We start from the raw sequence: 25,918 nt of genomic DNA, 5'->3' as shown, positions 1-25,918 counted from the left end.
GGTGGGCTGGGATAACTTTGCCGAAATGTTTGACGATCGGCGCTTTTTTAAAGCACTCGGTCACACGCTGAACTGGACGCTCAGCTCACTACTGTTGCAGTTTATCTTCGGTCTGGCGTTAGCGCTGCTGCTCAACCGCGAATTTCGTTTTCGTCGCTGGGTGCAGGCGCTGGTGTTTCTGCCCTGGGCGGTGCCCGCCTTTCTATCCGGCCTGACCTGGTCCTGGCTGCTTAACCCGGTGGTTGGCCCGTTGCCACAGTGGCTGAGCGATCTCGGATTACTGAGCGAGCCATACAATATCTTGTCCGATCCTCAGTTGGCCATGTGGGGACCGATCATTGCTAACGTCTGGTTTGGTATTCCGTTTTTTGCCATTACCCTGCTGGCCGCTTTGCAATCCATCCCGAAAGATCTGTATGAAGCGGCTTCGATTGACGGTGCCAGCGGCTGGCAACAATTCTGTCGCGTCACGCTGCCCTTCCTGGCACCGATGATCGCCATCACCGTGATGCTACGTACCATCTGGATCGCCAACTTCGCCGATCTGATCGTGGTGATGACCGACGGTGGCCCCGCCGGATCCACCTCGATTCTCTCCAGCTACATCTTCACCACCGCCTATCGCAAACTCGATTTTGGCTATGCCTCGGCAATGGCGGTGTTTCTGTTATTGCTGATGACCTGCTACGCGCTGGTTCTGCTGCGCATTCGTCATCAACTGTTGAAATAAGGAGGCGAAATGAAACTGTTACCGATGATTGGTCACCGCGTGAGTATTGGCCTCTACCTGCTGTTTGCCCTGTTTCCGCTTTACTGGATCATTAAGATTTCAGTCACACCGGATCAGCTGCTGTTCAGCCAGGGCGTGACACTGTTGCCGGGCGGCTTCACTTTAGGCCACTTTCAAAAAGTGCTCACCGACAGTGATTTCCCCACCTTCTTCAGCAATAGTCTGATCGTCTCTTTCAGCACCGCTTTCCTGACCACGCTGATTGCTGCTGGTGCCGGCTATGCATTTTCGCGTTTTCACTTTCGCGGCAAGATGGTGATGGCGGCGCTGCTGTTGTTCACGCAGATGTTCCCCTTGGTGATGATCATCGCCCCGATTTATCGCGTGATGGCCCCGCTCGGCCTGACCAACAGTCTTCTGGGTCTGGTGCTGATTTACACCGCCTTTAACGTCCCGTTTGCCACCTTTTTGATGCAGTCATTCTTTGATGCCATCCCCAAAGATCTGGAAGAGTCTGCGATGCTGGAGGGCTGCACACGTTTTCAGGCGCTGTATCGGGTACTGGTTCCGCTGACGTTACCGGGAATGGCGGCAACGCTCGGCTTCGTGTTTACCGCCGCATGGAGCGAACTGCTGTTCTCGCTGATGCTGATCAACAAAAACGAAGTGATGACCTTCCCGGTGGGTTTACTCAGCTTCGTCTCCAAATTTGCCGTTTCATGGGGTGAAATGATGGCAGCCGCCGTAATGGCGCTGATTCCTGCCTGTCTGTTCTTCGCCTTTATTCAACGATATCTGGTTCAGGGTCTGACCGCTGGCGCGGTTAAGGGGTAAACATGGCAGAAATTACACTGGCGCAGATCGACAAACGCTACGGCAATGTTGAAGTCCTGCGCGATATCAACCTCACGATTAACGATGGTGAGTTCGTGGTGTTGGTCGGGCCGTCCGGCTGTGGCAAATCCACCTTACTGCGCACCATTGCGGGTCTGGAACTGGCGAGTAGCGGCGATCTCCGCATCGGAAAACGACTGATGAATGATGTCGCCCCGAAAGATCGTGATATCTCAATGGTGTTTCAGAGTTATGCGCTCTACCCGCACCTGACGGTGGCACGCAACATGGGCTTTAGCCTCGAAATCCAGAAACGTCCGCGTGCGGAGATTGAGGAGAAAGTGAAGCGAGCGGCGGATATCCTTAATCTTTCACATCTTCTGGATCGTCGTCCCAAAGAACTGTCCGGCGGGCAGCGCCAGCGTGTGGCGATGGGACGCGCGATCGTGCGCCAGCCGCAGGTCTTTCTGTTTGATGAACCGCTCTCCAATCTGGATGCACAACTGCGCGGCAAGATGCGCGTCGAGATTAAACGCCTGCATCAGCAGATGAACAACACTATCGTGTATGTCACGCATGATCAGGTTGAGGCGATGACGCTCGCTGACCGGATTGTGGTGCTGAACCACGGAGTTATCCAACAAGTCGGCACACCACTGGAACTGTATGACACGCCAGCCAACAAGTTTGTCGCCAGCTTTATCGGTTCACCGTCCATGAACTTTATCAATGGCGTCGTCACAACAAACGGCGTGCGCATCGGCGACAGCGCGCTATTGCCCGCTAACCCGGCATGGGCCAATCAGCCTGAAGGTCGTGAAGTCATTTATGGCATCAGACCTGAAAACATCGCACTGGCTTCAGCAGGTTCTCCACACGCGCTGCCACTGGAGGTTTCTCTCGTCGAACCCACCGGTTTATCCGAGCTCATCCACGGCAACTTATTCGGGCATGAGGTGATGCTGTTTACCACCCAACGTTCCGGTGCCGCAGCAGGCGATATGATTGCCGTTGAAGTGGATTATGCGCGTGCGATGCTGTTCGATGCCGCGTCACAAAAGCGTTTGTAACCGCCGCCGAGTTGCTTTAGTGGCAATGCGGCGTTGCCAGGATACCTTTACCCGGCAACGCGCACGGGTGATAGCCTTGAAGCGAGAACATTCGCGAACGAAACAGGGTTAAGGAGCGTTATGAGCATTATCAATCCCGCCGGTTTGAAGGCGCGCAGCTATTACAATCACGTCAAAATTCGTCCCGGCACGCCGGTATTCCCGACCGGGCAAGTCGCGCGGGATGAAGAAGGAAACGTGGTCGGCATTGGAGATATGCAGAAGCAGGTCGAGCAAGTATATGCCAATATCGATCGCCTCCTGGAGGGGTTGGGGGCACAGCGTGACTGGATTGTGCGTACCACCACTTATGTCACCGACCTGGCGCTGGTGCCGCATATTCATCCGGTACGCCAGCGCTTCTTTGAAGGACTTGAGTTACCTGCCAGCACGCTGTTTCAGATCTCTGCGCTCGCCGAACCGGAATTGCTGTTGGAAATTGATGTGGTGATTATGTTGCCCTGAACATAACGGGAGGCACTTGCCCTCCCGTTCTTTAAGTTACAGCGCTGAGAGTTGATGGAACCCACGGTCGTGATACAACAGCGGTTGCCCATCGCTGTTGGGGTGCGCCACGTGGGTCACCTCACCAAGAAATATCGCGTGCGTATGCCAGTCTACGGTATTAACTAATTTGCAGCTAAAGGCCACCAGCGCATCCGCCGCCACTGGCGAACCTTCAGCGCCGCAGGCGGTGGCGCAACGATATCATTGATTACCTGCTGTCACTGCTGAAGCCAGAGTGGAATCCGCCAGATCCCCTGCTGACCATGGGCGTGAACTTCACGCTGCGCCACGGGATGCATAATGCGGGGTTAGAGGCGTAATACATCAATTATACAGGCGACCTCTGCGCCGCCTGTTTGAATGAATTAATCCCAGCCGGCACATTGCTATCATTTAAAACGATGATCCTGTCTGCCGTCGCAACGGTGCTTTCTCGGGGCGAAATAATGACGCGAGTGATGGCGTCAAGTATAAAAACTCCACTAACTCTCTGGCTTCGCAGGAATGGCATATAAAACAGACTATCCGGGGCTGCGGGCATTTAGTGATGATGCCTGCCATAAAAGATGGTAGTTCCCTTTCCAAAGTCAGTTTCTGATAATAAATCAGCAAGATGTTTAAAAAGGGGCGAGTTAAAGGTGCAGCGGATTACACCCATGTTGTTAACAGTGGCCTGGTTGATGCCGCTATTAAGGACCTTTCAGCGATAGCAATAATAGATAAATGTGAACTGAATCGATTAATCTAACACATTAAAATCAACTCTCAATTATTTGACGAGCAGAAGCCTCCCCAATGCAAATTCATGATGTTCTTACCCTTACCATCGCCTCGGTCTGCGCACTTTTTATGACCAATGGCATTGCGGCTTTTCGCACCATCCTTAACTCCACTGATGACGAACAACGCGAAAAAATCCAAGTAGGTCAATTTGAGATGACCATGCGCCGCTATATGACAGGTGAAGGTGTGGGATATATTCTCACATCTGCTTTAAGCATCATGGGATGGGTAATGTACATTGCGGGTTAAACAGCGTTTTTAATCAGTACCCTAAAGCAGCTGAGGACTTGAATTTCTAGACCGAACATGCCGGTCATGTCTCATGCCTGTGGAGATACAGGACAGTGGTTCTACCATGAAAGCGGTATCAGCACCCTAAGACGACTTTACTTTAATGCAGCATCGCTCCACAAACGACCTGTCCTTCCTGATTATCAGGATAAAGAGCCGCGCGTAGGACGAAATCGTTACCATGCCGTTTAGCGCATTGGCGCAATCCTGCAAAACCTATGACGAATACGGCGAGCGCATTGCCAGCGCGAACAGTGGCAACATTGAGCTCGTGGCAATTGTCTTGATTGGCCCTTAAGAAAAAATCACCAGCCTTACAGGTAATTTTAAGCTTTATCGCTAAATATCCTGACCTGCGGCAAACCATGCGGGCGGTTGCCCCACATAACGGGTGAAGGCCACACTAAACGCGCTGGCGGAACGATAGCCGACGCGTTCTGCGACATCCGCTACCGCCATATTTTTGCCACGCAGTAAATTTTTGGCCAAAGCCATGCGCCAGGTGAGCAGATAAACCATCGGCGCTACGCCCACTGCTGCGCGGAAACGCACAAAGAATGCCGAACGGGATAGCGCGGAAACTTTGGCTAATTGCGCCACAGTCCAGGGATGCGCCGGGTTGGCGTGCATGTCGCGGATGGCCGCCGCCAGACGTTCGTCGGCTAAACCACTCATCACGCCAGGGTAAGCATGACAGATTGGCATCGAACGCAGCGCCTCAATCAGCAGCAGTTCCAGCAGGCGTTCTAGTACCACATGGCGAGCAGGACGCTGCGCACGACACTCATCCATCACCAGTTGTACCAGTGTGGTCAGCCGTGACTCCCCGCGAACATGAATAAATTGGGGTAACAGCGAGACGATCAATCCCGCGTCAGGCGCACCAAACTGGCAATAGCCAATCAGCGTTTGCACTTCAGCAGGCTGCTGCTGATCGCCAATCCAGAATTCACCGGGGCTAAGCATTTCCGGCAATGTTTCGGGCGCATCGTCATCGGGTGGTTCGGCACTGCTCATGCAGAACTCCCACGCCGCTGGGATCAGGACAAAATCGCCCTGCTCAAGTGAGAGGGGTTCATGCCCTTTCATCTTCAATTGACTGCGCCCAGCCAGTACCAGGCAGTAAAACGGCTGTCCGGTTTCACTGCGATTGACGCGCCAGCGACCATTGGCGCGTGCTCGTTTGGAAAAGGCCGCCTGAGGTTGCAGCAGCGACACTATCTCAGCAAGGGGATCGATCATTATGGACTCCTGCGAATGAAATATGGACTTTGCATTGTAGTGAGTCCATCTCACTGACTCTATAGTGAGCATCCACCCAATGCAATGCAGGAGTGAAAGATGAAAACGATCCTTATCACCGGCTGTTCTTCCGGCTTTGGTCACGCCACCGCGCTCTATTTTCTGGAACGCGGCTGGAAGGTGATTGCCACTATGCGTCATCCTCGCCCGGAATTGTTCCCGGCTTCGGAAAATTTGCGCCTGTTGCCGTTGGACGTCAGCAACGCCGAAAGCATCAGTCAGGCAATCGCTGACGCAGGCGAGATCGACGTGCTGGTGAACAACGCCGGAATAGGCGTGCTGACCTCCCTGGAAGGCATGCCGATGTCCACGGTACGCGAAGTGTTTGAGACTAACACGCTGGGCACCATCGCCATGACGCAGGCGGTGCTGCCTCAGTTCCGCGCCAAACGCGGCGGTACCGTGATCAATGTGACCTCAACCGTGACGCTGAAATCCCTGCCGCTGCTGGCGGTGTATACCGGCAGCAAAGCCGCAGTCAATGCGTTCACTGAATCACTGGCGCTGGAGTTGCAGCCGTTTAATGTTAATGTGCGGCTGGTGTTGCCGGGCCTGGCGCCCACCACCGATTTCGGCAAGAACGCCATGCCGCGCATGGAGCAAACCTTCCTCGACGCCTACCAACCGATGCTGGATGGGATTATGGCGGGCATGCACCAACCGCAGCCCACCACCAAAGCCGAAGATGTCGCCGCCGCGATATGGCAAGCGGCAACCGATCCCAACGCACCGATGCGCATTCCTGCCGGGGAAGATGCGGTGGCTTTGGCCAACCAGACAACCTAATCATAAGAACCAGGCAAATAGCCTGGTTCCTTTCGAGGTTAACGGTTATGTTGTTTGACTCCTCTGTTAGCCTTGAAGAATGATGGATGCAGATACACTGTCTGGCCCAGATGTCACATTTCCATGATGAAATTGCTGACATGCTACACCGCGAATGGTCCGAGCTACCTAACTGGCATGACCGCGATGTGATCCGCCAGCGGCTGCAATCACGCAATGCCGCTGATGCCCAAACGATGACGCTGTTTGCCACCACGCACGAGGGCGAATTGATGGCCACCGCCAGCATCATCCATTACGAATTGAGTGACATCCCCGAGCGTGAATTTTGGCTGGGTGAAGTGATCACCGCTCGCGAACATCGCGGCAAAGGGTTGGCCAGTGCATTAGTGACCCGCCTGATTGCCGAAGCGCGAGCAAAATCGATCCCTGCACTTTGGCTGTATACACCTGACCAACAGGCCTTGTATCGCCGCTTTGGCTGGCAGGACGTGGAACAGCGAAATATCGCCGATGAGGACGTCACGGTGATGGTGTTAAAACTGGATTAAGGAGCAATCGATGTTAATACGCAAAAATTACCCGGAACTGGGCGAAGTGAAAGCGCCATATGTGCACGCGGTGAAGCATGGCGACACCTTATATGTTTCAGGTTTAACAGCCTTTGCCACACCCGCGCAGCAAGGCGATATTGCCTCACAGGCTGAGGCTATCTTTCAGCAGCTGCACCTGATTGCGGCTTCCGAAAATACCTCGCTGAGCCATCTGATTAAAGTGACCATTTTCATCACCTCCTTTGCCCAGATTAATGATCTGCGGGCCGTACTCTTCAGGCACTATGGCAATCATCTACCCGCCAGTTCGCTGGTGCAAATTAGTCAGCTGTTCTCACCGGATCTGAAAGTCGAGATTGAGGCGATTATCGCGCTGTAACCTGTGCAAGCTGTTGCAACGCGGCTAAGCCATCGCGAGCAATCCATGTGCGCAGCGGCGCGAACAGCGGCAGCGGCAAGGCTTCAGGTGCAAACCACTGCCAGCCTTCGCACTTTTCCGGCTCCATCAACTGCGGTTCCCCCTGCGGGTAATGTGCCACCAGCAGTAAGGTGATGTAGTGCTTGTTGGCCTCGGGGAACACATCACTGGTGAATGCGCCGTTTTGCAATTCGGTCAGGGTTAATCCGGTTTCTTCAAGCACTTCACGTCGTGCGCACTCATCCGGAGATTCACCAAATTCCAGATGCCCGCCCGGTGCTGACCAATCCCCTGCACCGTGGCTGCCCTTGCGGCGGCCCAGCAGCAGTTTTCCTTCACGGAAAATCAATACCCCTACACCCACTTGTGGTGACATAAAAGCTCCTGATTGTGTTAATCGCTCGCAATGGTATGCGCTGCCTTGTACCTTCTGCAAGCAGACAAGCCCGGTTATCGCTGGGGTTTAAAACGCAATGCCATCGCCATCAAAACCACCATCCCGACGCTCATAATGGCCCATGCGCTATCCAGTGAGTCGGCACGATCGCGGACAATACCGGCCATCAAGGGCATCAGCGCGGCCAGTAAATAGCCGCCGCCTTGCACAAAGGATAACAATCCCGCCGCCTCTTCCGGAGAATGCGCATGGTCAAGCGTCACGATCAGTGATAGCGGAAACAGCGCACCAATCCCCAATCCGAGTAGCACCGTGGGCAACCAGGCCAGCGCGCCGCCCAGCCATATCAGGCTGATTAATCCCAGCAGCAAGAAGGTCAGCACCAGCAACAGCGGAAAACGGCGGTCACGGAAGCGATGAATCAAGCCCGACACGATAAAGCCCGCCACCACTTCCGTTAGCGTCAGTGCACCGAGCACATAGCCGCTGTGCTGCGGCGTCCAACCATGCTGCATATAAAACGGCGGCAACCAGGCCAGCACCAGCGTGTAAGCCCCTGTACCAATTCCGAAGAACACCATAAGCAACCCACTACGGCGTGTTCGTACGGGTTTAACGCGCTGAGTATTCGCAGCAGAAACGCTGTGGCGAAACGTGATTAACCACAGTAGTACCGCAACAATCGCGGGCACAACGGGTATGGCAAGCGCCATGCCCAACCCCTGCGCATCCGCCAACGGGGCGGCCGTTGCGGCTGCCAGCGCTGCGCCCGCCATAATTCCGGTAGTAAACAGTGCCATTAGCGTGCCGGCCTGTGCAGCAAAGTGCCGTTTAATCAGCGCCGGCATCAATGCCTGGATTAAGCCTATGCCAATGCCCGCCACCAGCGCACTGGCAATCAGCATCTCAGCTGTTGGGACAGCACCGCGTACAAGGCAAGCCAACGCCAAAAGAATCAAACCGGCGGCGATGCCGCGAACCTCACCAACGCAACGCAGCAACCACGGCCCCGCCAGGGCAGACAACCCCATCATCACCACCGGCAAGGTGGTGAGTAAACTGAGTTGCGTGGCGTTGAGGTGGGATTCGCGTTGCAGTATCGGAAACAGCGGTCCGATGGCGGCCATGATCGGGCGTAAATTCATTGCGATGATGAAAACCAGTAAAGCAAACATGCCTAAAGCAGGTAAGGTACGAGTCACTTTGCATCTCCATGTGCGTCGAAATTATCTTAACGTTAAGATACTTTGCGGCATTTCGATAGAGGGATGCGCACTAAGCAACACATTCGAGGGGAAATATGACCGACCACGTTGATTTTGTTATCGAGCAGTGGGCCAACGCCATGCCTGAGTTGGATGCCTCGTCAATGGCGATATTTGGCCGCATGTTGCGCATCATGAAGCACCTCGCCACCCGGCGCGCGGAGGCACTGGCTCCTTTCCATTTTCGCGATGGGGAGTTTGATGTGCTCGCTACGTTGCGTCGTGCGGGCCCTCCCTATTGCCTTTCACCCACGCAGTTGTACAAATCGCTGCTGATTACTTCTGGCGCCATGACCAATCGGCTCAATCGTCTTGAGGAAGTGGGATCCATCCAGCGCGTGGCCGACCCTGAAGATAAACGCAGCATGCTGGTTGCCTTAACCGATGCCGGACGTGAAAAGATTGAGCAAGCCCTGCTGGTTCATACTGAGACACAGCGTGATCAACTGGCAACGCTGAGTGCTGATCAGCAACAGCAACTGCAGTCATTACTCAGCCAACTGATGCAGACATCGGAAGCCCAGCGGTAAGCATTTCGTCGGAGGATGTGTCAAAATATGAATTAATTCAGTACGCTTTCCGCTATGTTAGCGCTTCTGCTACGCCCTTTGATGGAATTAATGATGAGCACCAAATACGCCCCTTCGCAGATTTTTCTCCACTGGCTGACTTTCTTGCTGGTCGTCACGGCCTATTGCACCATGGAATTTCGCGGATTAGCGACGCGCGGATCCTGGCAGGGCTTTGCCATGATCATTGGTCATTTCAGCGCAGGGAGTTGTGTACTGGTGCTGATGCTGTCACGCGTCATTCTGCGCTTTCGTCATCGCAGCCCGGCGATAGTCCCTAAACCGCCACACTGGCAAACCGGCCTGGCGCACCTGATGCATCTGGCGATCTACCTGTTCTTTATTGTGTTGCCGATTCTCGGCATTTTGTCGCGCTTCTATATGGGCCGCACCTGGTGGATTTTTGGTATTCCGATGCCGGTGAGCGGCGATCCCGATCCTGATTTTGCTGACAGCATTGCAGACTGGCATGAAACACTCGCCCCTTACGGCTACTGGCTGATTGGTATTCATGCCGTTGCGGCACTGGCGCATCATTATTTATTCAAAGACAACACCTTACTGCGCATGATGCCGTCTCGTCGTTCACGCTAATCCTGCTTTCTGCGCCCGGTAATCGCGCTGGCCGGGCGCCCAAAATAGCGTTGAAACGCGACGCTAAAATTGCGCGGATGTTGATATCCCACCTGCCATGCCGCCTGAGCCACCTGAAATCCCTCCTCCAGCAAGCGATTCGCGTGCTCCATGCGCATCTGTAACAGCATCGCGCCCGGCGTGCAGTGAAAATGCTGCTGAAACCCTGTTTTCAACTGGTAGTCACTCAATCCTGCCGCCAGCGCCAGCGCGCTCAGTGAAAAAACCTCAGCCAGATGAGCGCGCATCCAGTCGCGAGCCTGTTCCAGCCGTTCAACCATTTGAGGATGTAGCTTGTGCTGAGTATTCGTGGGTAGAAGCTGATGGCGATGCAAAGCCAGCAGGCTGAGCGCCTGAATTTCAAGTAACAACGGATCCTCATGCACCTGACTGAGTTGCGCCGCGGTGGCGTGGCCGAAACGGCTAAAAAGATGGCGCTTAAGCTGAGGCTGTAACAATCCTTCTGCAGCCTGTTCACCAAAATAGTGGCGCACATTCGCCGCACTGTGAATCAGGCGCACCTGCTGCACCCGCTCTCCCGCGCGATACAAACGCTCGCCCTGGCTGGCCTGAAAACTGGTCACGGTGAGATGCCCGGCACTGAAAGCGATCTCACGTCCGTTGCTTTCCCGAAAGCGCGATTCTCCCTGCACACCAAAAGTCAGCACCAGCTGTGGCTGCTCGTTAGACGGTTTTGAAGACTCGCAGAGTGCCTGCACGGGCCAGTAATCCGATTGCACCATGCGCATCTCTCGCGACAGTTGATGCTGGCGCACACGCATTTCACCAGGCTTTTGCATCCTTTCTCCTTTCGCAGAGTTAAATCACCTTCTCGCAGACAAATGAGAATAAATTGCATTTACGCCAAAGGCTAGTCTGATGTTCACGTTACCTGTTCAGGAGATTGCTATGCGTTCACCGCTTCCTACCCTCGATCATCTGCTGGCTCAGCACGCCCTCAACGGCGCGGTGGCATTGGCATTTGAACACCGCTTGTTTGATTTTCTGGCGTTACCTGCCACCGCTGCGCAAGTCGCTCAACATTATGACTGGCAGCCGCATCAGACCTATCATCTGTTACGCCTGTTATGGAGCACCGAACTGCTCACGCATGAAGCTGGCTGCTTTGTGCTGGCACCCGATGTGCACACTTATCTGTGTCACGACAGTCGCCGCTATATCGGTGACGCCTGGCGCTATCGTCATCAGGTGTTACAGCAGTTCGCTCAGCGGATGCCACAACTGCTGACGCAGGCGGAACCCGGCTGGCAGGATCCTTTGCAAATCGATACCGCGTGGGCGGATGCCGCCTTGCATCAAATCGCCCAGGAACAGCGTGCGCTGAGCGCGGACACCGCCTGCGCAATCGCTGATACCCTGGCAGATTTTCAGCGTCCGGCGCTACTGCTGGATATGGGTGGCGGTTCGGGGTTGATCAGCATTGCGTTAGCGCAACGCTTTCCGCAGCTTTCGGTGATCGTGCTTGACCTGCCTCAAACCTCCACCGTTGCACAGCGCAATATCGAAAAAGCCGGCCTGAGCGATCGCGGTTGCGCGCTGGCGAAATTGCCTGAAGGGCGTCAGGTGGACATTATCTGGAGTTCATCGTTTCTTTACTTTATGGCGGACAGACAGGCGATGCTGCGCGAGTGGTTCACACGCTTAAAGCCAGGCGGATTGCTGCTCAGCGCCCATGCAGAAGTCCCTGAGCAGCCAGAGGAAGCACGGCAGGTACTGCCATTTTTTACCCCGTTAATGATGCGAGGTTACAACGTCACGAATGAGGGTGTGCTGTGCGAGGAATTGCGGCAGGCAGGATTTGATATTGAGCGCGTCCTACGGATGCAGCCGTTCCCGATGTCACCGCTCAATGTCATCCTGGCGCGAAAACCTAAAACGTTAAGCTAAAGCTCTCATCCAGCAGTGCGATGATCTCGCTATCCGGCAAGCCATTTTCCAGCGTCAGGCTGATCCAGTGCTCTTTGTTCATGTGATAAGCCGGATAGACGCCGTGCTGCTGGCGCAGTGAACCGGCGAGTTCGGGACGGGTTTTGATATTCATCACCTGAACCACCGGGCCTGCGTCCAATCCGAGTTTGTGGCTCTCCAGTGGGAACACCAGCGCAAACCATTTACGATGGCGAGGGTGCCGCAGTACCGCGTATTCACTGTGTTTTTTCCACGGATAGTCGGGTTCAATTTGGTAGGTTTGGCTGATGTGTTCGAACAGTTGCTGGCGATTCATGAGGGTTCCCGATGTGTGGAAGTCATTGTCGGCCATGAGCAAATAGCACAAGGCCGCGCCTTACGTTATAAGGCGCGGCCCGTTGTGACAAGGTATGCAACGCAGACGGCTGGCTCAACTCAACTGAAAACGTCCCACCGTTTGTGCCAGTTGTGCCGCCTGATCTTCCAGCGAACTGGCCGCCGCCGACATCTGTTGCACCAGCGCGGCGTTCTGCTGGGTGGTGCCGTCCATTTCATTCACCGCGATGGTGACCTGGCTGATACCGCGCGCCTGCTCATCGGATGCCACCACGATCTCACCGATGATAGTCCGCACTGAATTCACTGCCTGGGTCATCTCCTGCATCGTCTTACCGGCGTCCTGCACCAGCTGAACACCGCTGCCGACACGCTGGCTCGACTCCTCAATCAGCGCCGCAATCTCTTTCACCGCGTTAGCACTGCGCTGCGCCAGATTACGCACTTCAGAAGCCACCACCGCGAAACCACGCCCCTGCTCACCGGCACGCGCCGCTTCCACCGCCGCATTCAATGCAAGGATGTTAGTCTGGAAAGCGATGCTGTTGATGATGGCAGTAATATCGCCAATCTTCTTCGCACTGTCATCGATCTGCGCCATGGTCTGTACCACTTCACCCACCAGCGATTCGCCACGACTGGCGATCTGCGTGGCGTTTTCCGTCAACGCCGTCGCCTGATGCGCATTAGTGGCGTTGTGTTTCACTGTGGCGGTGATTTGCTCCATGCTGGCGGCGGTTTGTTCCAGTGCCGCCGCCTGTTCTTCCGTGCGCGAGGCCAGATTGAGGTTACCGCTGGCAATTTCGCCTGCGCCCTGACGAACGGAGGAACTGGCGTCCTGAATTTGCCCAACAATCTCACGCAGCTGGTTTTGCATAGTATGCAGCGCATAGAACAGGCTGCTGTTATCGCGCCCTTTCAGTGTGATGACGTTATCCAGCTTGCCGTCCGCCACCGCCAACGCAATGGTCGCGGCTTCCAGCGGCTCGCCACCGATCGGTTTCAATACTTTGCGGCTGAATAACAGCCCCAGCAGGGCGCAGACCACCAGAATGCTAATGATCATCAGTATCACGGCGTTGACCAGTTGACGATGCGCCGCCGCCATCACTTTGCTCACCGGCGCGACCACCCCGAGATACCATTTCTGATCGCTATTACCGATCACCACCGGCTGCCAGGTGACCAATGCATCTTCACCCAGTAACGCGTCATGCTGTTCCATGACATCTGAACTGTAGTGATGGGTATCGCCTTTCCACGCTTTGCTGGTTTGGTTTTTATCCGGGTAAGACACTACATTCCCCGCACTGGACAGCAGCATGGCGTAGCCCACGCCATCCCAGGGTTTGATTTTATTCACTTTCTCCTGCAGCGAGGCCAGTGAAATATCTGAAGTCACAACACCCCACAATTTCCCCTGGCTGAGAATCGGCGCCGCCACGGACGTCAGCAGTGTGGGAACACCGTTGTAGGCATAGCTGTAGGGTTCAATTAATGTGTCTTTTTGACTTTTCTGCGGTAGCAGGTAGTAGTCACCCTGGCCCGGTGTAAAGATCGAGGTTAGCGGGTGCATCTTGAAATTGCCCGACTGATCGCGATCGACGAAGAAGGCATAACGCCCCTTCGGTGCAGCACCCGGCTGGGTGGCGAACTCGGCGTCGCGGCCATCGAAGGCGTTTTCTTCAAAGACCACTGAAATCGACAGGTAGTCAGGGTTATCGCGCAGTGCCGACTCCATGACTTTATCGGCGACTTTACGATCCTGAATCCCTGCGGCTGGCAGTGCTATCAGGCTGTGGCCGAGGTTATGCGCCACGTCTCGTGCATAGCTCAGCTCCTGCTGGATTTGCAGTGCCTGGGTCTGTGCAATCTGCTGCAGATAGTTTTCGGCCAGTGACTTTTGCTCGTTGCTGGACTGCCAGCTCAACACGCCGATGGTGACGGCAAAGCCGAGGGTGATGGTTAAGGCGCCCGTCAGCAGCATCTGCGTGCGGGTGCTCATTGTTTTCTTTGATGCGTGTTTGGCCATTATGGCGCTCCTGGAGTTGACACTTTTTCGGTTTAAAAATGAACCACTCCCTGTGCACCTACATCCCTCTGTAGAGACTATCGGCGCGCGGCGCAGGAACTTGATGGATGAGCAGGTCGGAGGAGAATTGAATGAGGTGTGATGTTGCACGGGCGCCCCTCAGGCCGCCCGCTGGTGCATCAAGGTGCACCTTTGCGTCATGAATATTTGAGCAACGACCGGCGTCGTTATTTAAAGCTGTCGCTTGCTGCTTTGGCGATGGCGATTTCATTCGGGTTAGCAGAACCGCTGACGCCCACCGCACCAATGGTGTTGTTCTGCCACACCACCGGTGAGCCGCCGCCGAGCGGAATGACGCCCGGTAAGGTCGCGATAGCCGGTTCTTTACCGTTGGCGCGATCCATATATTTGTCTGTTGGCGTGCGATACAACGCAGCCGCACGGCCTTTCAAAATGGAGGAATCGATGCAGCCAACGGGGGCATTGTCCATACGGTTAAACGCCAGCAGCTGGCCTGACTGATCCAACACGGCAATACAGACGTTGGCGTTCAGCGCGTGCGCTTTTTCCTGCGCGGCCGCGATCAGCTTCTGCGCATCGCCCTGGGAAAGAATGGTTTGCGTCAGGGTGGCATGCGCGGCAGCAGAACCGAACAGCGCGGCGCTCAACAGCGCAAGGGATAAAGCCTTTTTCATTGAAGTTACTCCTTAAAGGGTCATACCGTTTTGAATGCGGGCGACGTCAACGCCGCCCGTAAAAGTTATTTCCGGCGGCGCAGGAAAAGAATCAATGCCATCACGATCACCAGCAGCGCAACGACGCCACCGATGATGCTTAACGCATGCGCGTATCGCACCAGCCAGCTGCCGCTTTCGCCTTTCAGCGTTTGCTCAACATCAGTTGGCGTAATCGCATGCTGCGGGTTGCCGAAGTTGGTAGAGACGTAGTCCGCCACTTTGGCCAGTTCGGCCTGACTAAACTGCGTGCGAAATTCCGGCATAAAGGCGTGATCGTTGCCAGTCTGTCGGTCCACGCCTTCCGCAATCGTCATGATCAGGTTGGCGGGATCGTCTGACAGCACCGCTGAAGATCCCACCAGCGAGGGATAGAAACGCTGAGCATCGTGGGTTCCGCGCCCGTCACTGGCGTGGCAGGTGGCACAGGCACCGTTGTACAGTTGCGCCCCGCTCATCGCATCGCCGGAGACATAATCGGCGATCTCATTTTTCATGCCGGTTTCAATGGCTGACAGCGGTGTAGGCTGTGGCGCTACCGACGGGGCTTTACGATCCGCGCCGCCAATCGCAGGCACCTGCTTCAGGTAATGCGCCATTGCCTCCAGATCGCTCTGCTGCATTTTCGAGAACGAGTTCTGCACCGCGGTGCCCATCTCACCCGCGGCAATCGCTTTACCGTGCAGCGCGCCGGTGCGCAGATAGGTGACAATTTCCGCTTCGCTCCAGTCACCGATGCCCGCCTGTGCATCTGGCGTGATATTCGGTGCTGTCCAGCTGCCAACCTTGCCGCCCGACAGGAAGCGGTCGCCCTGTTCCGCCATCATGCCGTTACGTGGGGTATGGCAGGTGGAGCAGTGCGCCAGCGTGCGCACCAAATATTCGCCGCGTTCTGCACTGCCTGCGGCCGCATCGCTGCCTGGCACTGCCGAGCTATCCAGGAACAGTAGATTCCACATCGCCATCACCGGTCGGAAAGAGAACGGGAACGGCAGATCGGTTTCAGGCGCTGGATGATCGTCGGCTGGCACACCGAGCATCAGATAGGAATAAAGTGCGTGGATATCCTCATCTGAAAGTCCGGCAAATGAGGTATAAGGCATCGCCGGATAGAGGTAATGATTGCCCGGTGCTTTGCCTTTGCGCATCACCGCAGTGAAATCCGCCAGGCTATAGTTGCCAATCCCCGCGGTCTTCGACGGCGTAATGTTGGAGCCGTAAATCATCCCCATCGGTGACTGAATCGCGTAACCGCCCGAGAAAGGTTTGCCACTGTGCGGATCGCGATGGCAGGCCGAGCAGTCACCGGCGGTGGCCAGATATTCCCCTCGTTTGACCAGATCCGGCGAAGCATCCTGTGCCTGCACGGCACCGGCCAGCAACAGGCTTGCCGCAGCCAGATGTCTGATATGTTTGCGCATGATCAGATCTCCCTCGCGATGGTATCGGCCATACGCAACGCCAGCGCGATCCCCGTCAATGTAGGGTTCACCGTGGCAGAGGTCGGCATCACGCCTGTGGTGGCGAGGAACAAATTGGGATGGTCCCAGCTACGACAATGCGCATCGACCACCGAATCACGCGGATTATCCCCCATGATGGTGGTGCCCATGATGTGATACTGATTACGCCAGCCGGTCGGGGCTTCAATCACTTCACCGTTAAAGGCCTGCAGGAAGTTAGCGAAATCCTTGTACGCCTGCGGGCGCATACCGCGCACGTAATCATCAAGATGGTAATTGACGTTGAGCATCGGCAGGCCAATTGAATCTTTGCGATCGTAATTTGGCGTCACGCGGTTGGTCGGACTTGGCAGCGTTTCACTCATGGTACTGATGTTCATGATGCGCGAGGCGCGGTCGCGAATCGCATCATCCAGCGCTTGCCCCATCATGCCTTGCTTCAGCAACGGCACAGTGACATCAACGTTGGGCACCAGGTTACGCAGTGAATAACGGATCGCCGAGTGCTGTGCGCGACTGGCTTCATCGCGGCGATTGGCGATAGTACCGTGCTGCACTGAACCGCGCCCGGTCCACAGCGGCTCGTCAGCAAGGAACGTCAGGCTCAAACCGGTGTGATCCATCAGGTTACGACCGACCTGATCGGAACTGTTGGCCACATCATTCATCAGCAGCAGCTTTGGCGTTTCCAGCCCGTGTGCGGCGATGATGAAAGTTTTGGCGGTGAGGCGCGTGTCTTTGCCATCAGGCTGGCGATAATGCAGCGCGACGATCTTGTTGCCTGCGCCTTTCTCCAGCTTCCAGGCCACACATTCGGTGCGCAACTGCACACCCAGCGCCACCGCTTTATCGACGTGCATATCGCCGGAGTACATCGCGCCAATCGGGCAGATCGGTTCGCAGTTGTTGTTACCCGCGCAAGCCGGACGGCCATCATAGGGACGTGATACGCGGGCGTGCGGCTCATGGATCACCTGATAACCCATCGGGCCCAGCTTTGATTGCATGCGCTGCACCATATACGGCTTGGCTTCCGGCGGCAGCGGATATTCCGCTGAACGTGGCGGATAGTGACCGCGCCCTTGCCCGCTTTGGTCCTCATTGGCGGTGCCGACGACGCCGACTTCACGCTCGGCTTTGACATACCAGGGCTCCAGCTCGCTGTATTCAAACGGCCAGTCGCGGCCAACGCCGTACACGCTTTTCAGCTTGAAGTCGTTGGGTAACAAGCGCCAGCAGGCGGATGCCCAATGACGCGTACTGCCACCGGCCACGCGTAAGTAGCTGGTGACGTATTCGAAATCGTCATCCCCTTTGGCATCGATATAGCCTTCGGTGTAAGAGTTGGGTGCCCATGGCAGATTCGGATATGGCGTGCACCAGTTACGTTTACTGGCGCCGTTTCGGTAGTTTTCCACCACTTTCCAGCGTGGAATATAAGGCCCTGCTTCCAGCATAATCACCGATTTGCCCGCTTTCGCCAGCTGATAAGCGGCGTTGGCGCCCAGCGCACCGGAGCCGACGATCACCACGTCGGCATCAAATTCACTCATGATGTACCTGCTCGATTCTTGTTATAGGGTATTGTGCTGCGCCAGCATCGCCTCGGCTTCCACGAGGGTTTTGGCTTTGCCCTGCACCATCAGTAACCAGGGTGCATCAGGCTGCTTAATCTGCTTTGCGGCGAGGGGCGATTGATCGCCCCATTCGCGGATCAAGGTGGACATCGGTGGCGCTGTGACGCCCGGAGGCACTTCAGCCCAGTAATCACCGCCCGCTCTGGCATAACTTGGGCGAATGGTGTGATCACGCGTGGGCTCATACATCAGCGCCGACAGGAAGGTCACGAAGTGCGCGTCATCCACCGCTTTGGTCGTAGACGGATGACCGGTATAGCCGAGATACCACGGCGAAATAATCGTTAGCGCGGTCTTCACGTCCGCGTCATCGAGTTGCGCGACGATCTGCTCACGATCTTCGCTTTGCAACGCATTGAGACGCGTCATCAGGCGCGCTAGCTGAGCCGGGAACCCTGCATCCTGTTCACACAGCAGCGTCCATAACCGTTCAGAAATGCCGATATCGAGGCCACGGCGTCCGGTTAGCAGTTCACTGGCGCGCAACAGCAGCGCTTGTGAGGCATCAGCAGGTGCGGCCAACAGGGGTTGCAACGGGATTGAAACGATGAACGGTGTGGCCATCATCAGTTGTAAAAAACGTCTTCTTTCCATGGCTAACCTGCTTTCAACGCCGACAGCGCGCCCTGCGCCGCTTCCGCATCCACGTTGCCATCTGGCGTGCTGACACCAATGGCGCCCACAACCACACCGTTCACTTTCACTGGCTCACCGCCAGGCAGCGGCACCACCACAGGGTTACCCAGCATGCCGACATTACCGGCAGCGATTTTCTGCTGGAAGCTGGACGTCGGCACGCCAAAGGCGGCGGCTGAGTGCGCTTTCTTCGGCGCGAGTTCGCTGTTGGCCAGTGTGGCACCATCCAGACGCTCATAAGCGATCAGCTGACCAAAAGGATCGACCACCGCAATCGCGCCGCCGGTGTGATGGCTGCCAATAATCTGCTCAGCTTTCTCCACCAGCTGTTGCGCCTGGTGATGGGTTAATACGGCGACCTGGTTAACGGGTTCGGCGGCCTGGCTCGCGGCACAGAAAAGTCCACCGCACAGCAGCACTGTCGGGAGTTTTTTCATGGGTTTTATCCTGAATAATTAAAGGGTTAGGTGAAAATCTTAATGGCGTGCCAGACGTTGCTGAATCAGATGATCGAGGCTCCATTTACCGCCGCCGTTCAGACACAGCATCAGGAAACCGGCAGCGCAGGAGATATTTTTTAACCACACCATCAGGTGTGCGTGGCTATATCCCTGATAGAACAGGAATCCGGCCAGAACCGAGAACACCGCCATAAAAATGGCCGTGAATCGCGTCAGAAAACCAAAGGCAATGGCCAGACCGCCCCCCACTTCCAGCAGGATCACCAGCGGCAGGAAAAAGGCGGGAACACCGTTGTTAGCCATGGTTTGCAGGTTGTCTGCGTAGTGGGTGATTTTGTCGAGACCCGAAGCGAAGAACAGACCCACCGCCATGACGCGGCCCAGCACAGCGAAGAGATCTTTTGAGTGAGACATGATGTAACCGTTCTATTATGTAGTTGTTAATGAACCAAACGGTACACTCTATAACTTTAGTTACATTTATCATTTCGTGCGGCTAAAAAACGCGCAATGGATGAGTTGTGCAACTTTGCGGTGCACTTTGCTCAAAACAACGACGATAAAATAACTGAGGGGCGTCAGGGTACTGAGGGAGGTTTTTGAAGTGGATCACACTATTTATGCGGTCTTTAGCCTGCTGATATACGGCCGCTGCGCTCCGCTAACTCTACGTTTTTAACGATTTTTTAAGTGAAAATCCTAAAGCGTATAGCAGAACACAATCCCAGCAATATGCGATCTGTTTGTTTACAAAATTCCAACGTTATGGCGAGTGACGTTTCAACTTCCGTCTGAGGGCATTATTCCTGCCAGGAATGAATTAATAACCTTCGCAGAATATTTTTTATCGGTTGTCGATGCCAGGATGACGTAAACCCTATCGGAGAACCGACATGACTTATCGCTTTCTCGTGACCACTACCAGCCTCGGCCAGGGCGGCCGTGAACTGCTCGCTGAAGCAGGCTGTGTGGTCGATTATCTGGATGACGCCAATGACGTTGCGGAAGTTGAACAGCGTATGAGCAGCGTGGCGTATGACGCGGTGATCTCGCGCACCGTTGAATTGAACGCGAAAGCCATCAACGCTTGTCCAACGCTGAAAATCATCTGCAAACACGGCGTGGGCGTCACCAATATTGATGTGGTTGCCGCGACTGAACGCGGCATTCCGGTGCTGACCACGCCAGCCACCAATGCGCAATCTGTTGCCGAACTGACGCTGGCGCTGATGCTGAACTGCGCGCGCCGTCTGCCCTATTTTCAGCAGGAAGTCGCCGCCGGGCGCTGGACCCGCAGCGGTGATGGCGAAGAACTACATGGCAAAACCCTGGGTCTGGTCGGCTTTGGCGAAATCGGCCGCCGCGTGGCGCGCTTCGCGAGAGTGATTGGGATGCAGGTCGCATTTTTCGATCCCGCTGCTCCGGCTGATGGTGACTTCGAAGGCGCGCAACGCTGTGATTCACTCGACGATTTACTGCCACTGGCAGATGTGCTGAGTCTGCACTGTCCGGTCACGCCCAAAACCCGTTTGATGATCAACGCGCAACGCCTGGCAAAGTTGCCTGCTCACGCCACGCTGATCAACACCGCACGCGGTGAATTGATTGATGAAGACGCGCTGGCTGCCGCATTACAAAGCGGGCAACTGCGTGCCGCAGCGCTGGACACGGTGACCATTGAGCCGCTGGCTGCCGATCATCCCTTCCGCGCGCTCAGCAACCTGATCGTAACCCCGCATATTGGCGGTTCCACCCCGCAGGCATTGGATGCCGTCGCACAGAGCGCAGCACGTCAGTGTCTCGCTTTTCTTGATAACCAACAGATCAACCCATCCGCCTGCGTTAATCCGCAGGTGTTAAACCGGAGTTAACTTATGACCATCCATAAAGACTGGCCGATTGGCTATTTCATCGGTGAGCGCGGCGCACAGATTGATGCGGGCGTGATTGATGCCTTCCGTGCCTTGCCGGTGCCGAACATTGGCGACTCCATGGGGCGCAGTGTTGGTGCGCTTGGCTTACAGGCGTATCACAACGATGCCAACCTGGTGCTGTGCGGCCCGGCGATCACCGTGAAGGTGCGTCCTGGCGATAATCTGATGATCCACAAAGCCATCGAGATGGCGCAGCCGGGCGATGTGATTGTGGTCGATGGCTCGGGCGATCTGACTCAGGCGCTGATCGGTGGCTTGATGCGCACCTCTGCCGTCACCAAAAAGATTGCCGGTTTTGTGATTGATGGCGCCGTGCGCGACCTGAATGAATGGGCAGAAGGCGGTATTGCCTGCTGGGCACGGGGTAACACCCTGCGCGGCCCTTCTAAAGAAGGCCCTGGTGAAGTGAACACCACGGTGCACTGTGCAGGACTGGTGGTTTCACCGGGCGATTTGATCGTCGCCGATGCCGACGGCGTGATTGCAATCCCGCAGGATGAGCTGAGTGTGCTGCTGCCTCGCGTACAGCAACATGCCCAGCGTGAGGAGAAGATCCGCGCCAGTAACGTGGCAGGCAACAACGACCCTGAGCGCTTCAACGCGATTCTGCGTGCGAAAGGCTGCCCGGTTTAACGTTAACACCCTGAATCACCTGTGTTATCGGGTATGGCCATCCGGCCAGCCCTTAACAAACCATTATAAAAACAACGGAGTACCCTACCGTGCTGAAAAAAATTTCGCTGAGCGAGTCGATCCCCCCGCCGATGACCTGGCGTGACAACTTCACACCAGAAGAAGGCAAAGCATTTGGTGCGCAACTCTCTGCGCGTCTGGAACGCTTACCTGCCGCCCGCCCGCTGTGGCTGATTATTTTTGCACTGGCGTTGGGGGGGTGGTTTGAAGTGTATGACGTGTTCCTGACCGCCTATATCGGTCCCGGTATGGTGCGTGAGGGGATTTTTTCCCACGGCAGCCATAACTTTTTTGATCCCCATAGCCTGGGGGCGTTTGTCGCGGCGATGTTCCTCGGGGTTTTCCTCGGCACCTTGTTGATTGCCAATCTGGCCGACCGCATCGGGCGCAAAAAGGTGTTTATTATCGCATTACTGGTTTACGCGATCGCCAGTGGCATTATGGCGTTTCAGCACCATCCGTTTTCCATTGTGTTCTGGCGCATTGTGTCGGGGATTGGCGTTGGCGCCGAGCTGGTCACCATTGATGCCTATGTCTCCGAATTCATTCCGGCGCGTCTGCGCGGCAGATCTTATGCCTTCGTGCAGGCCATCCAGTACACCTCGATTCCAACCATCGCTTTCCTCTCATGGCAGCTGGTCCCCCAGGAAATTCTCGGGCTGAGCGGCTGGCGTTGGGTGGTGTTGTTTGGCTGTATCGGCGCGGTGCTGGTGTGGATCCTGCGCATGGGCTTACCCGAAAGCCCGCGCTGGCTGGTTGAGCAAGGCCGTTACAAAGAAGCGGAAGACGTAGTACGCAGACTGGAAGCGCGCGTGGCTAAATCCACCGGCGCGACGCTGCCTGCCATTGATAACCCTTTGTTGCAGCCCATTGAATCTAAACCGGCAGTGAAAAATGAGATGTGGCGTCCGCCTTACCGCCGTCGCACCCTCATGCTGCTGGTATTCAACTTCTTTCAGTCGATTGGCTATTACGGTTTTGCCAGTTGGATCCCGACACTGCTGGCAGCAAAAGGTGTGACCTTTACCCACAGTTTGCTCTATTCCTTCCTGATTGCTTTTGCCAGCCCGTTGGGGCCGCTGGTGGCAATGAGCTTTGCCGATCGCATTGAGCGTAAGTGGCTGGTGAGTGGTTCCGCGCTGGCCATTGCCCTCGTCGGCACGGTGTTTTCCTGGCAGTCGCAACCGGTGATGCTGGTGACGTTGGGACTGCTATTGTCGCTGGCCAGCACCTGTATGACCTTCTCCTACCGAGCCTATCAGGCCGAACTGTTCCCGACGCGTTTCCGCGCTAAAGCGATTGGATTGGTCTATTCGGTGAGTCGTATCAGCGGCATGTTGTCAGGTTTTACCATTGCCTGGGTGCTGAGTGAGATGGGGGTCAGTTCAGTGTTTGCCGTGATTTCCGGCGCGATGGCGATTGTGGTGTTTACCATTGGTGTATTTGGTCCACGCACGCTGAATCGCCGCCTGGAAGAGGTGAACCCCTGAGGGCGTGATGACCAAAGGGATGTGATGACAATGTGTTTATGACGGGATTAGGCCGCAGCCTAATCCCGTTTTCAATGGAGGTTATTTCTGTTCAGGCAGCGCGTATGCCAGCACATAATCGCCCACCGGCGTCTCCATAAAGTGATGCCCTGCCGCGACAATCACCAGATACTCACGTCCATTTTGCGTGTAGATCATGGGGTTGGCCTGGCCTCCTGCAGGCAGTTCCGTGCTCCACACTTCCTTACCGGTTTTCATGTCGATGGCGCGGATTAAGTCATCGGTGACTGCCGCGACAAAGATCAGGCCGCTGGATGTCACCACAGAGCCGCCATTATTCGGCGTACCAATGTTAATTGGCAATCCGGTTGGCAGACCAAACGGGCCATTGCGACGTGCGGTGCCCAGTGGACGATCCCAGATAGTGCGGCCATCACGCAGGTCAATGGCGCGGATGCCACCATATGGCGGCTCTTTACACAGCATGCCGGTGTACGGCAAGCGCCAACCCGCATTCACGTTCACCGCGTAAGGCACGCCGATTTGTGGATCGCCTGCCCCTTCCGCATGACCGGTATCGTGTGGGTTATACGGGATTTCATAGCGGGGTTTCCAGCCCATCGCATCGGCTTTCGCACGCGGCACCAGAATGTTGTAGTTCGGCATATCGTTGTAAATAGCGAATAAGGCTGGTTGAGGCAGGGGCAAACACCCATATCCTATCCCGAACAATTTTTGTCTGCGTATTTCCGCGACAAAATCCTGCTGTTTTTGATCTGGCGCAAGATCGCTACCTCACCATCCTGTCAGCTTATTCCTTACAGGGCGCATGACGCCAAATAACAAGAGGAATGCAACATGACAGGTAAATTAGGCTTAGCGGGATTGTTACTGGTTTGGCTGGTGTATGTGGCGTGGATGGTGAGCTACTACTCTGGAACATTTTCACTTTTCACCCATTGATCTGCTCTCCATCACTGCTACAGCGATAGTCACTTCATTTTCCCAGATGGCGGCGCTCAGGTCGCCATCTGGCACACAGACCCTTTCCTGGCTCACCTAAAATTTCAGCCTGAAATCGCCACCCATTTCGCCTTCTCATGCGGCTTACATTCGTTGGTGGGCTGAATGAACTGGCGTTTGAGCCGATTAGGCAGTATCATTCAACTCATTATGTGAGCCGAATAAAGCGGCTTTATGGCTCATTAATTGAGCCTAATCACCAGACTGTTTGGCTCACTGGCAAAGGATATGAGGCAATATATGTGGATATGGCAGAAACCTGAGTGGCCAAATTTTCACTGGCAAGAGGAAAAACTCCTGCCACGATTGCGCTATCTCCAGCAGCAGCGCGGTATTTTGCTGGGCCGGGCAAGCATATCCGATAACACAGATACGCAAACTCTCAATACGTTGCTTACCAATATCCTGTCTTCCTCCGCCATTGAAGATGAGCGTGTTAACGCCGAATCGGTCAGATCTTCCCTTGCGCGGCGATTAGGTGTCTCGCTGGAGCAGCCCTATCCCGTCTCCGAACGATCCGAAGGACTGGCCACCATGATGATGGATGCCATCACCCAGCGCGATACGCCACTCACGTTTGAGCGGTTATGCCAGTGGCATCAGTGGCTTTTCCCGGCGAGTGAATGGACGATTAAGCGTCTGAACGTGGGTGGTTTGCGCGGTGAGGAGCCGATGCAAGTGGTATCCGGGCGTATCGATCGCCCAACCGTGCATTTTGAAGCACCACCGCGCGACGGGCTTGAACAGCAGCTTGATGAGTTTATTCGCTGGTTTAATCACAGCCATAACGAGGTTCAACTCGATCCGCTGCTGCGCGCCGCCATCTGTCATCTGTGGTTTGTCACGCTACATCCCTTTGATGATGGCAACGGCCGTATTACGCGTGCGCTGACAGATTTGGCGCTGGCACAAGCAGACAGCCAAAGCATCCGGTTATATGCCATGTCGTCATCAATTCTGACCCGTCGCACGGATTATTATCGGATTTTGCAAGAGACACAGCGTGGCGATTTGGACATCACTGCCTGGATGCTGTGGTTCCTCGATGTGCTTAATGACAGTCTGGAAGAGGCGCTGGCATCGGTCACGCGGATACAGAACAAAGCGAAATTCTGGCTGATTCATCACAATGCCCAATTGAACGCTGAGCAAAATCGCGTATTGAATCGCTTGCTCGATGGCGGAGAACAAGGGTTTGAAGACGGCATCAGCGCCAGCCAATATCAAAAAGTGGCAAAGGTCAGTAAAGCCACGGCGACGCGCCATTTGACGGAATTACTGGAGAAAGGTTGTCTGGAGAAATTACCGGGCGGTGGGCGTAGTACGCGTTATCAGATCAAGCTGTAGAGTGTAGTGAGGCAACAGGAGCGAC

Annotated in this window: 28 protein-coding genes and 2 pseudogenes; 16 read left to right on the top strand and 14 right to left on the bottom strand. The window is 55.3% G+C overall.

What is annotated here, in order from left to right; genetic code table 11:
* The 4 genes from JK231_RS22780 to JK231_RS22765 all read left to right on the top strand — a co-directional run.
* Positions 1–730 (top strand): sugar ABC transporter permease (locus tag JK231_RS22780; RefSeq protein ID WP_211729610.1); only part of this gene is annotated, 730 nt, incomplete at its 5' end.
* Between the two features lie 9 nt (positions 731–739).
* The gene (locus JK231_RS22775; RefSeq protein ID WP_160834516.1) at positions 740–1,564 is read left to right on the top strand and encodes a carbohydrate ABC transporter permease; all 825 of its coding nucleotides are present in this window, start codon (positions 740–742) and stop codon (positions 1,562–1,564) included.
* A gap of 2 nt (positions 1,565–1,566) precedes the next feature.
* Positions 1,567–2,634, top strand: a complete 1,068-nt coding sequence (gene ugpC / locus JK231_RS22770; RefSeq protein WP_097117879.1) for a sn-glycerol-3-phosphate ABC transporter ATP-binding protein UgpC — start codon at positions 1,567–1,569, stop codon at positions 2,632–2,634.
* A 120-nt stretch (positions 2,635–2,754) separates the two neighbouring features.
* Positions 2,755–3,138 carry a RidA family protein gene (locus JK231_RS22765; RefSeq protein WP_211729609.1) on the top strand — a complete coding sequence of 128 codons (384 nt, stop codon included), beginning with the start codon at positions 2,755–2,757 and terminating at the stop codon, positions 3,136–3,138.
* Positions 3,139–3,174: 36 nt separating this feature from the next.
* Here JK231_RS22765 and JK231_RS22760 read toward each other — a convergent pair.
* A pseudogene (locus JK231_RS22760) lies at positions 3,175–3,348 on the bottom strand (flavin reductase); the annotation flags it as partial.
* A gap of 627 nt (positions 3,349–3,975) precedes the next feature.
* Between JK231_RS22760 and JK231_RS22755 the strand changes: the two are divergent.
* Both JK231_RS22755 and JK231_RS22750 read left to right on the top strand, forming a co-directional pair.
* On the top strand, positions 3,976–4,212 hold the full coding sequence (locus tag JK231_RS22755) for a hypothetical protein (protein WP_097117877.1): 237 nt from the start codon (positions 3,976–3,978) through the stop codon (positions 4,210–4,212).
* Between the two features lie 208 nt (positions 4,213–4,420).
* Positions 4,421–4,552 (top strand): annotated as a pseudogene (locus JK231_RS22750) (DUF2000 family protein); the annotation flags it as partial.
* Positions 4,553–4,593: 41 nt separating this feature from the next.
* On the opposite strand, the gene JK231_RS22745 reads toward JK231_RS22750, so the two are convergent.
* The gene (locus JK231_RS22745; protein ID WP_211729608.1) at positions 4,594–5,496 is read right to left on the bottom strand and encodes an AraC family transcriptional regulator; all 903 of its coding nucleotides are present in this window, start codon (positions 5,494–5,496) and stop codon (positions 4,594–4,596) included.
* A gap of 99 nt (positions 5,497–5,595) precedes the next feature.
* Here JK231_RS22745 and JK231_RS22740 point away from each other — a divergent pair, with 99 nt between their 5' ends.
* From JK231_RS22740 to JK231_RS22730, 3 genes are all read left to right on the top strand, one after another.
* A complete protein-coding gene (locus JK231_RS22740; protein ID WP_211729607.1) occupies positions 5,596–6,342 on the top strand; it encodes an SDR family oxidoreductase in 747 nt (248 codons plus the stop codon).
* Positions 6,343–6,428: 86 nt separating this feature from the next.
* The gene (locus JK231_RS22735) at positions 6,429–6,893 is read left to right on the top strand and encodes a GNAT family N-acetyltransferase (protein ID WP_097117875.1); all 465 of its coding nucleotides are present in this window, start codon (positions 6,429–6,431) and stop codon (positions 6,891–6,893) included.
* 10 nt (positions 6,894–6,903) lie between these two features.
* Positions 6,904–7,275: a RidA family protein gene (locus JK231_RS22730; RefSeq protein ID WP_211729606.1), complete on the top strand. Its 372-nt coding sequence runs from the start codon at positions 6,904–6,906 to the stop codon at positions 7,273–7,275.
* Here the strand turns inward: JK231_RS22730 and JK231_RS22725 are convergent.
* Together JK231_RS22725 and JK231_RS22720 are read right to left on the bottom strand one after the other, a co-directional pair.
* Positions 7,262–7,690, bottom strand: a complete 429-nt coding sequence (locus tag JK231_RS22725; protein WP_211729605.1) for an NUDIX hydrolase — start codon at positions 7,688–7,690, stop codon at positions 7,262–7,264. The genes JK231_RS22730 and JK231_RS22725 overlap by 14 nt on opposite strands.
* 74 nt (positions 7,691–7,764) lie before the next feature.
* Positions 7,765–8,913, bottom strand: coding sequence for an MFS transporter (locus tag JK231_RS22720; protein ID WP_349291532.1), 1,149 nt, complete (start codon positions 8,911–8,913; stop codon positions 7,765–7,767).
* A gap of 98 nt (positions 8,914–9,011) precedes the next feature.
* Between JK231_RS22720 and JK231_RS22715 the strand changes: the two genes are divergently transcribed.
* Positions 9,012–9,506, top strand: coding sequence for a MarR family transcriptional regulator (locus JK231_RS22715; protein ID WP_211729604.1), 495 nt, complete (start codon positions 9,012–9,014; stop codon positions 9,504–9,506).
* A gap of 93 nt (positions 9,507–9,599) precedes the next feature.
* A complete protein-coding gene (cybB, locus tag JK231_RS22710; RefSeq protein ID WP_034829799.1) occupies positions 9,600–10,139 on the top strand; it encodes a cytochrome b561 in 540 nt (179 codons plus the stop codon).
* On the opposite strand, the gene JK231_RS22705 is transcribed toward cybB, so the two are convergent.
* The gene (locus tag JK231_RS22705; RefSeq protein WP_211729603.1) at positions 10,136–10,978 is read right to left on the bottom strand and encodes an AraC family transcriptional regulator; all 843 of its coding nucleotides are present in this window, start codon (positions 10,976–10,978) and stop codon (positions 10,136–10,138) included. The genes cybB and JK231_RS22705 overlap by 4 nt on opposite strands.
* Positions 10,979–11,087: 109 nt before the next feature.
* Here JK231_RS22705 and JK231_RS22700 point away from each other — a divergent pair, with 109 nt between their 5' ends.
* Positions 11,088–12,086, top strand: coding sequence for a methyltransferase (locus JK231_RS22700; RefSeq protein WP_211729602.1), 999 nt, complete (start codon positions 11,088–11,090; stop codon positions 12,084–12,086).
* Here JK231_RS22700 and JK231_RS22695 read toward each other — a convergent pair.
* From JK231_RS22695 to JK231_RS22660, 8 genes are all read right to left on the bottom strand, one after another.
* Positions 12,070–12,423: an MmcQ/YjbR family DNA-binding protein gene (locus JK231_RS22695; RefSeq protein ID WP_160834503.1), complete on the bottom strand. Its 354-nt coding sequence runs from the start codon at positions 12,421–12,423 to the stop codon at positions 12,070–12,072. The genes JK231_RS22700 and JK231_RS22695 overlap by 17 nt on opposite strands.
* Positions 12,424–12,537: 114 nt before the next feature.
* A complete protein-coding gene (locus tag JK231_RS22690; RefSeq protein ID WP_160834502.1) occupies positions 12,538–14,475 on the bottom strand; it encodes a methyl-accepting chemotaxis protein in 1,938 nt (645 codons plus the stop codon).
* A gap of 227 nt (positions 14,476–14,702) precedes the next feature.
* The gene (locus JK231_RS22685; protein ID WP_034829794.1) at positions 14,703–15,170 is read right to left on the bottom strand and encodes a heme-binding protein; all 468 of its coding nucleotides are present in this window, start codon (positions 15,168–15,170) and stop codon (positions 14,703–14,705) included.
* A gap of 65 nt (positions 15,171–15,235) precedes the next feature.
* Positions 15,236–16,630: a cytochrome c gene (locus JK231_RS22680; protein ID WP_211729601.1), complete on the bottom strand. Its 1,395-nt coding sequence runs from the start codon at positions 16,628–16,630 to the stop codon at positions 15,236–15,238.
* A gap of 2 nt (positions 16,631–16,632) precedes the next feature.
* The gene (locus tag JK231_RS22675; RefSeq protein WP_211729600.1) at positions 16,633–18,225 is read right to left on the bottom strand and encodes a GMC family oxidoreductase; all 1,593 of its coding nucleotides are present in this window, start codon (positions 18,223–18,225) and stop codon (positions 16,633–16,635) included.
* Between the two features lie 21 nt (positions 18,226–18,246).
* On the bottom strand, positions 18,247–18,903 hold the full coding sequence (locus tag JK231_RS22670; protein WP_211729599.1) for a sorbitol dehydrogenase family protein: 657 nt from the start codon (positions 18,901–18,903) through the stop codon (positions 18,247–18,249).
* Between the two features lie 2 nt (positions 18,904–18,905).
* Positions 18,906–19,382, bottom strand: coding sequence for a heme-binding protein (locus JK231_RS22665; RefSeq protein WP_097117861.1), 477 nt, complete (start codon positions 19,380–19,382; stop codon positions 18,906–18,908).
* Positions 19,383–19,421: 39 nt separating this feature from the next.
* A complete protein-coding gene (locus JK231_RS22660) occupies positions 19,422–19,820 on the bottom strand; it encodes a DoxX family protein (protein ID WP_058961083.1) in 399 nt (132 codons plus the stop codon).
* A gap of 479 nt (positions 19,821–20,299) precedes the next feature.
* On the opposite strand from JK231_RS22660, the gene JK231_RS22655 reads away from it, so the two are divergent.
* The 3 genes from JK231_RS22655 to JK231_RS22645 all read left to right on the top strand — a co-directional run bounded on the left by JK231_RS22655 (position 20,300) and on the right by JK231_RS22645 (position 23,523).
* Positions 20,300–21,277, top strand: coding sequence for a hydroxyacid dehydrogenase (locus JK231_RS22655; RefSeq protein WP_160834497.1), 978 nt, complete (start codon positions 20,300–20,302; stop codon positions 21,275–21,277).
* A 3-nt stretch (positions 21,278–21,280) separates the two neighbouring features.
* The gene (locus tag JK231_RS22650; protein WP_097117859.1) at positions 21,281–21,973 is read left to right on the top strand and encodes an RraA family protein; all 693 of its coding nucleotides are present in this window, start codon (positions 21,281–21,283) and stop codon (positions 21,971–21,973) included.
* 89 nt (positions 21,974–22,062) lie between these two features.
* Positions 22,063–23,523 carry an MFS transporter gene (locus JK231_RS22645; protein WP_097117858.1) on the top strand — a complete coding sequence of 487 codons (1,461 nt, stop codon included), beginning with the start codon at positions 22,063–22,065 and terminating at the stop codon, positions 23,521–23,523.
* 81 nt (positions 23,524–23,604) lie between these two features.
* Here JK231_RS22645 and JK231_RS22640 read toward each other — a convergent pair whose 3' ends face one another.
* Positions 23,605–24,231, bottom strand: a complete 627-nt coding sequence (locus JK231_RS22640) for a PQQ-binding-like beta-propeller repeat protein (RefSeq protein ID WP_249221801.1) — start codon at positions 24,229–24,231, stop codon at positions 23,605–23,607.
* 555 nt (positions 24,232–24,786) lie between these two features.
* On the opposite strand from JK231_RS22640, the gene JK231_RS22635 reads away from it, so the two are divergent.
* The gene (locus JK231_RS22635; protein ID WP_211729598.1) at positions 24,787–25,893 is read left to right on the top strand and encodes a Fic family protein; all 1,107 of its coding nucleotides are present in this window, start codon (positions 24,787–24,789) and stop codon (positions 25,891–25,893) included.
* Positions 25,894–25,918 lie beyond the last annotated feature (25 nt).

Source organism: Pantoea sp. JGM49 (genome assembly GCF_018257655.1).
In the GTDB taxonomy this organism is placed as follows: Bacteria; Pseudomonadota; Gammaproteobacteria; order Enterobacterales; family Enterobacteriaceae; genus Pantoea; species Pantoea communis.
This window is presented reverse-complemented; position numbering and strand designations above follow the sequence as displayed.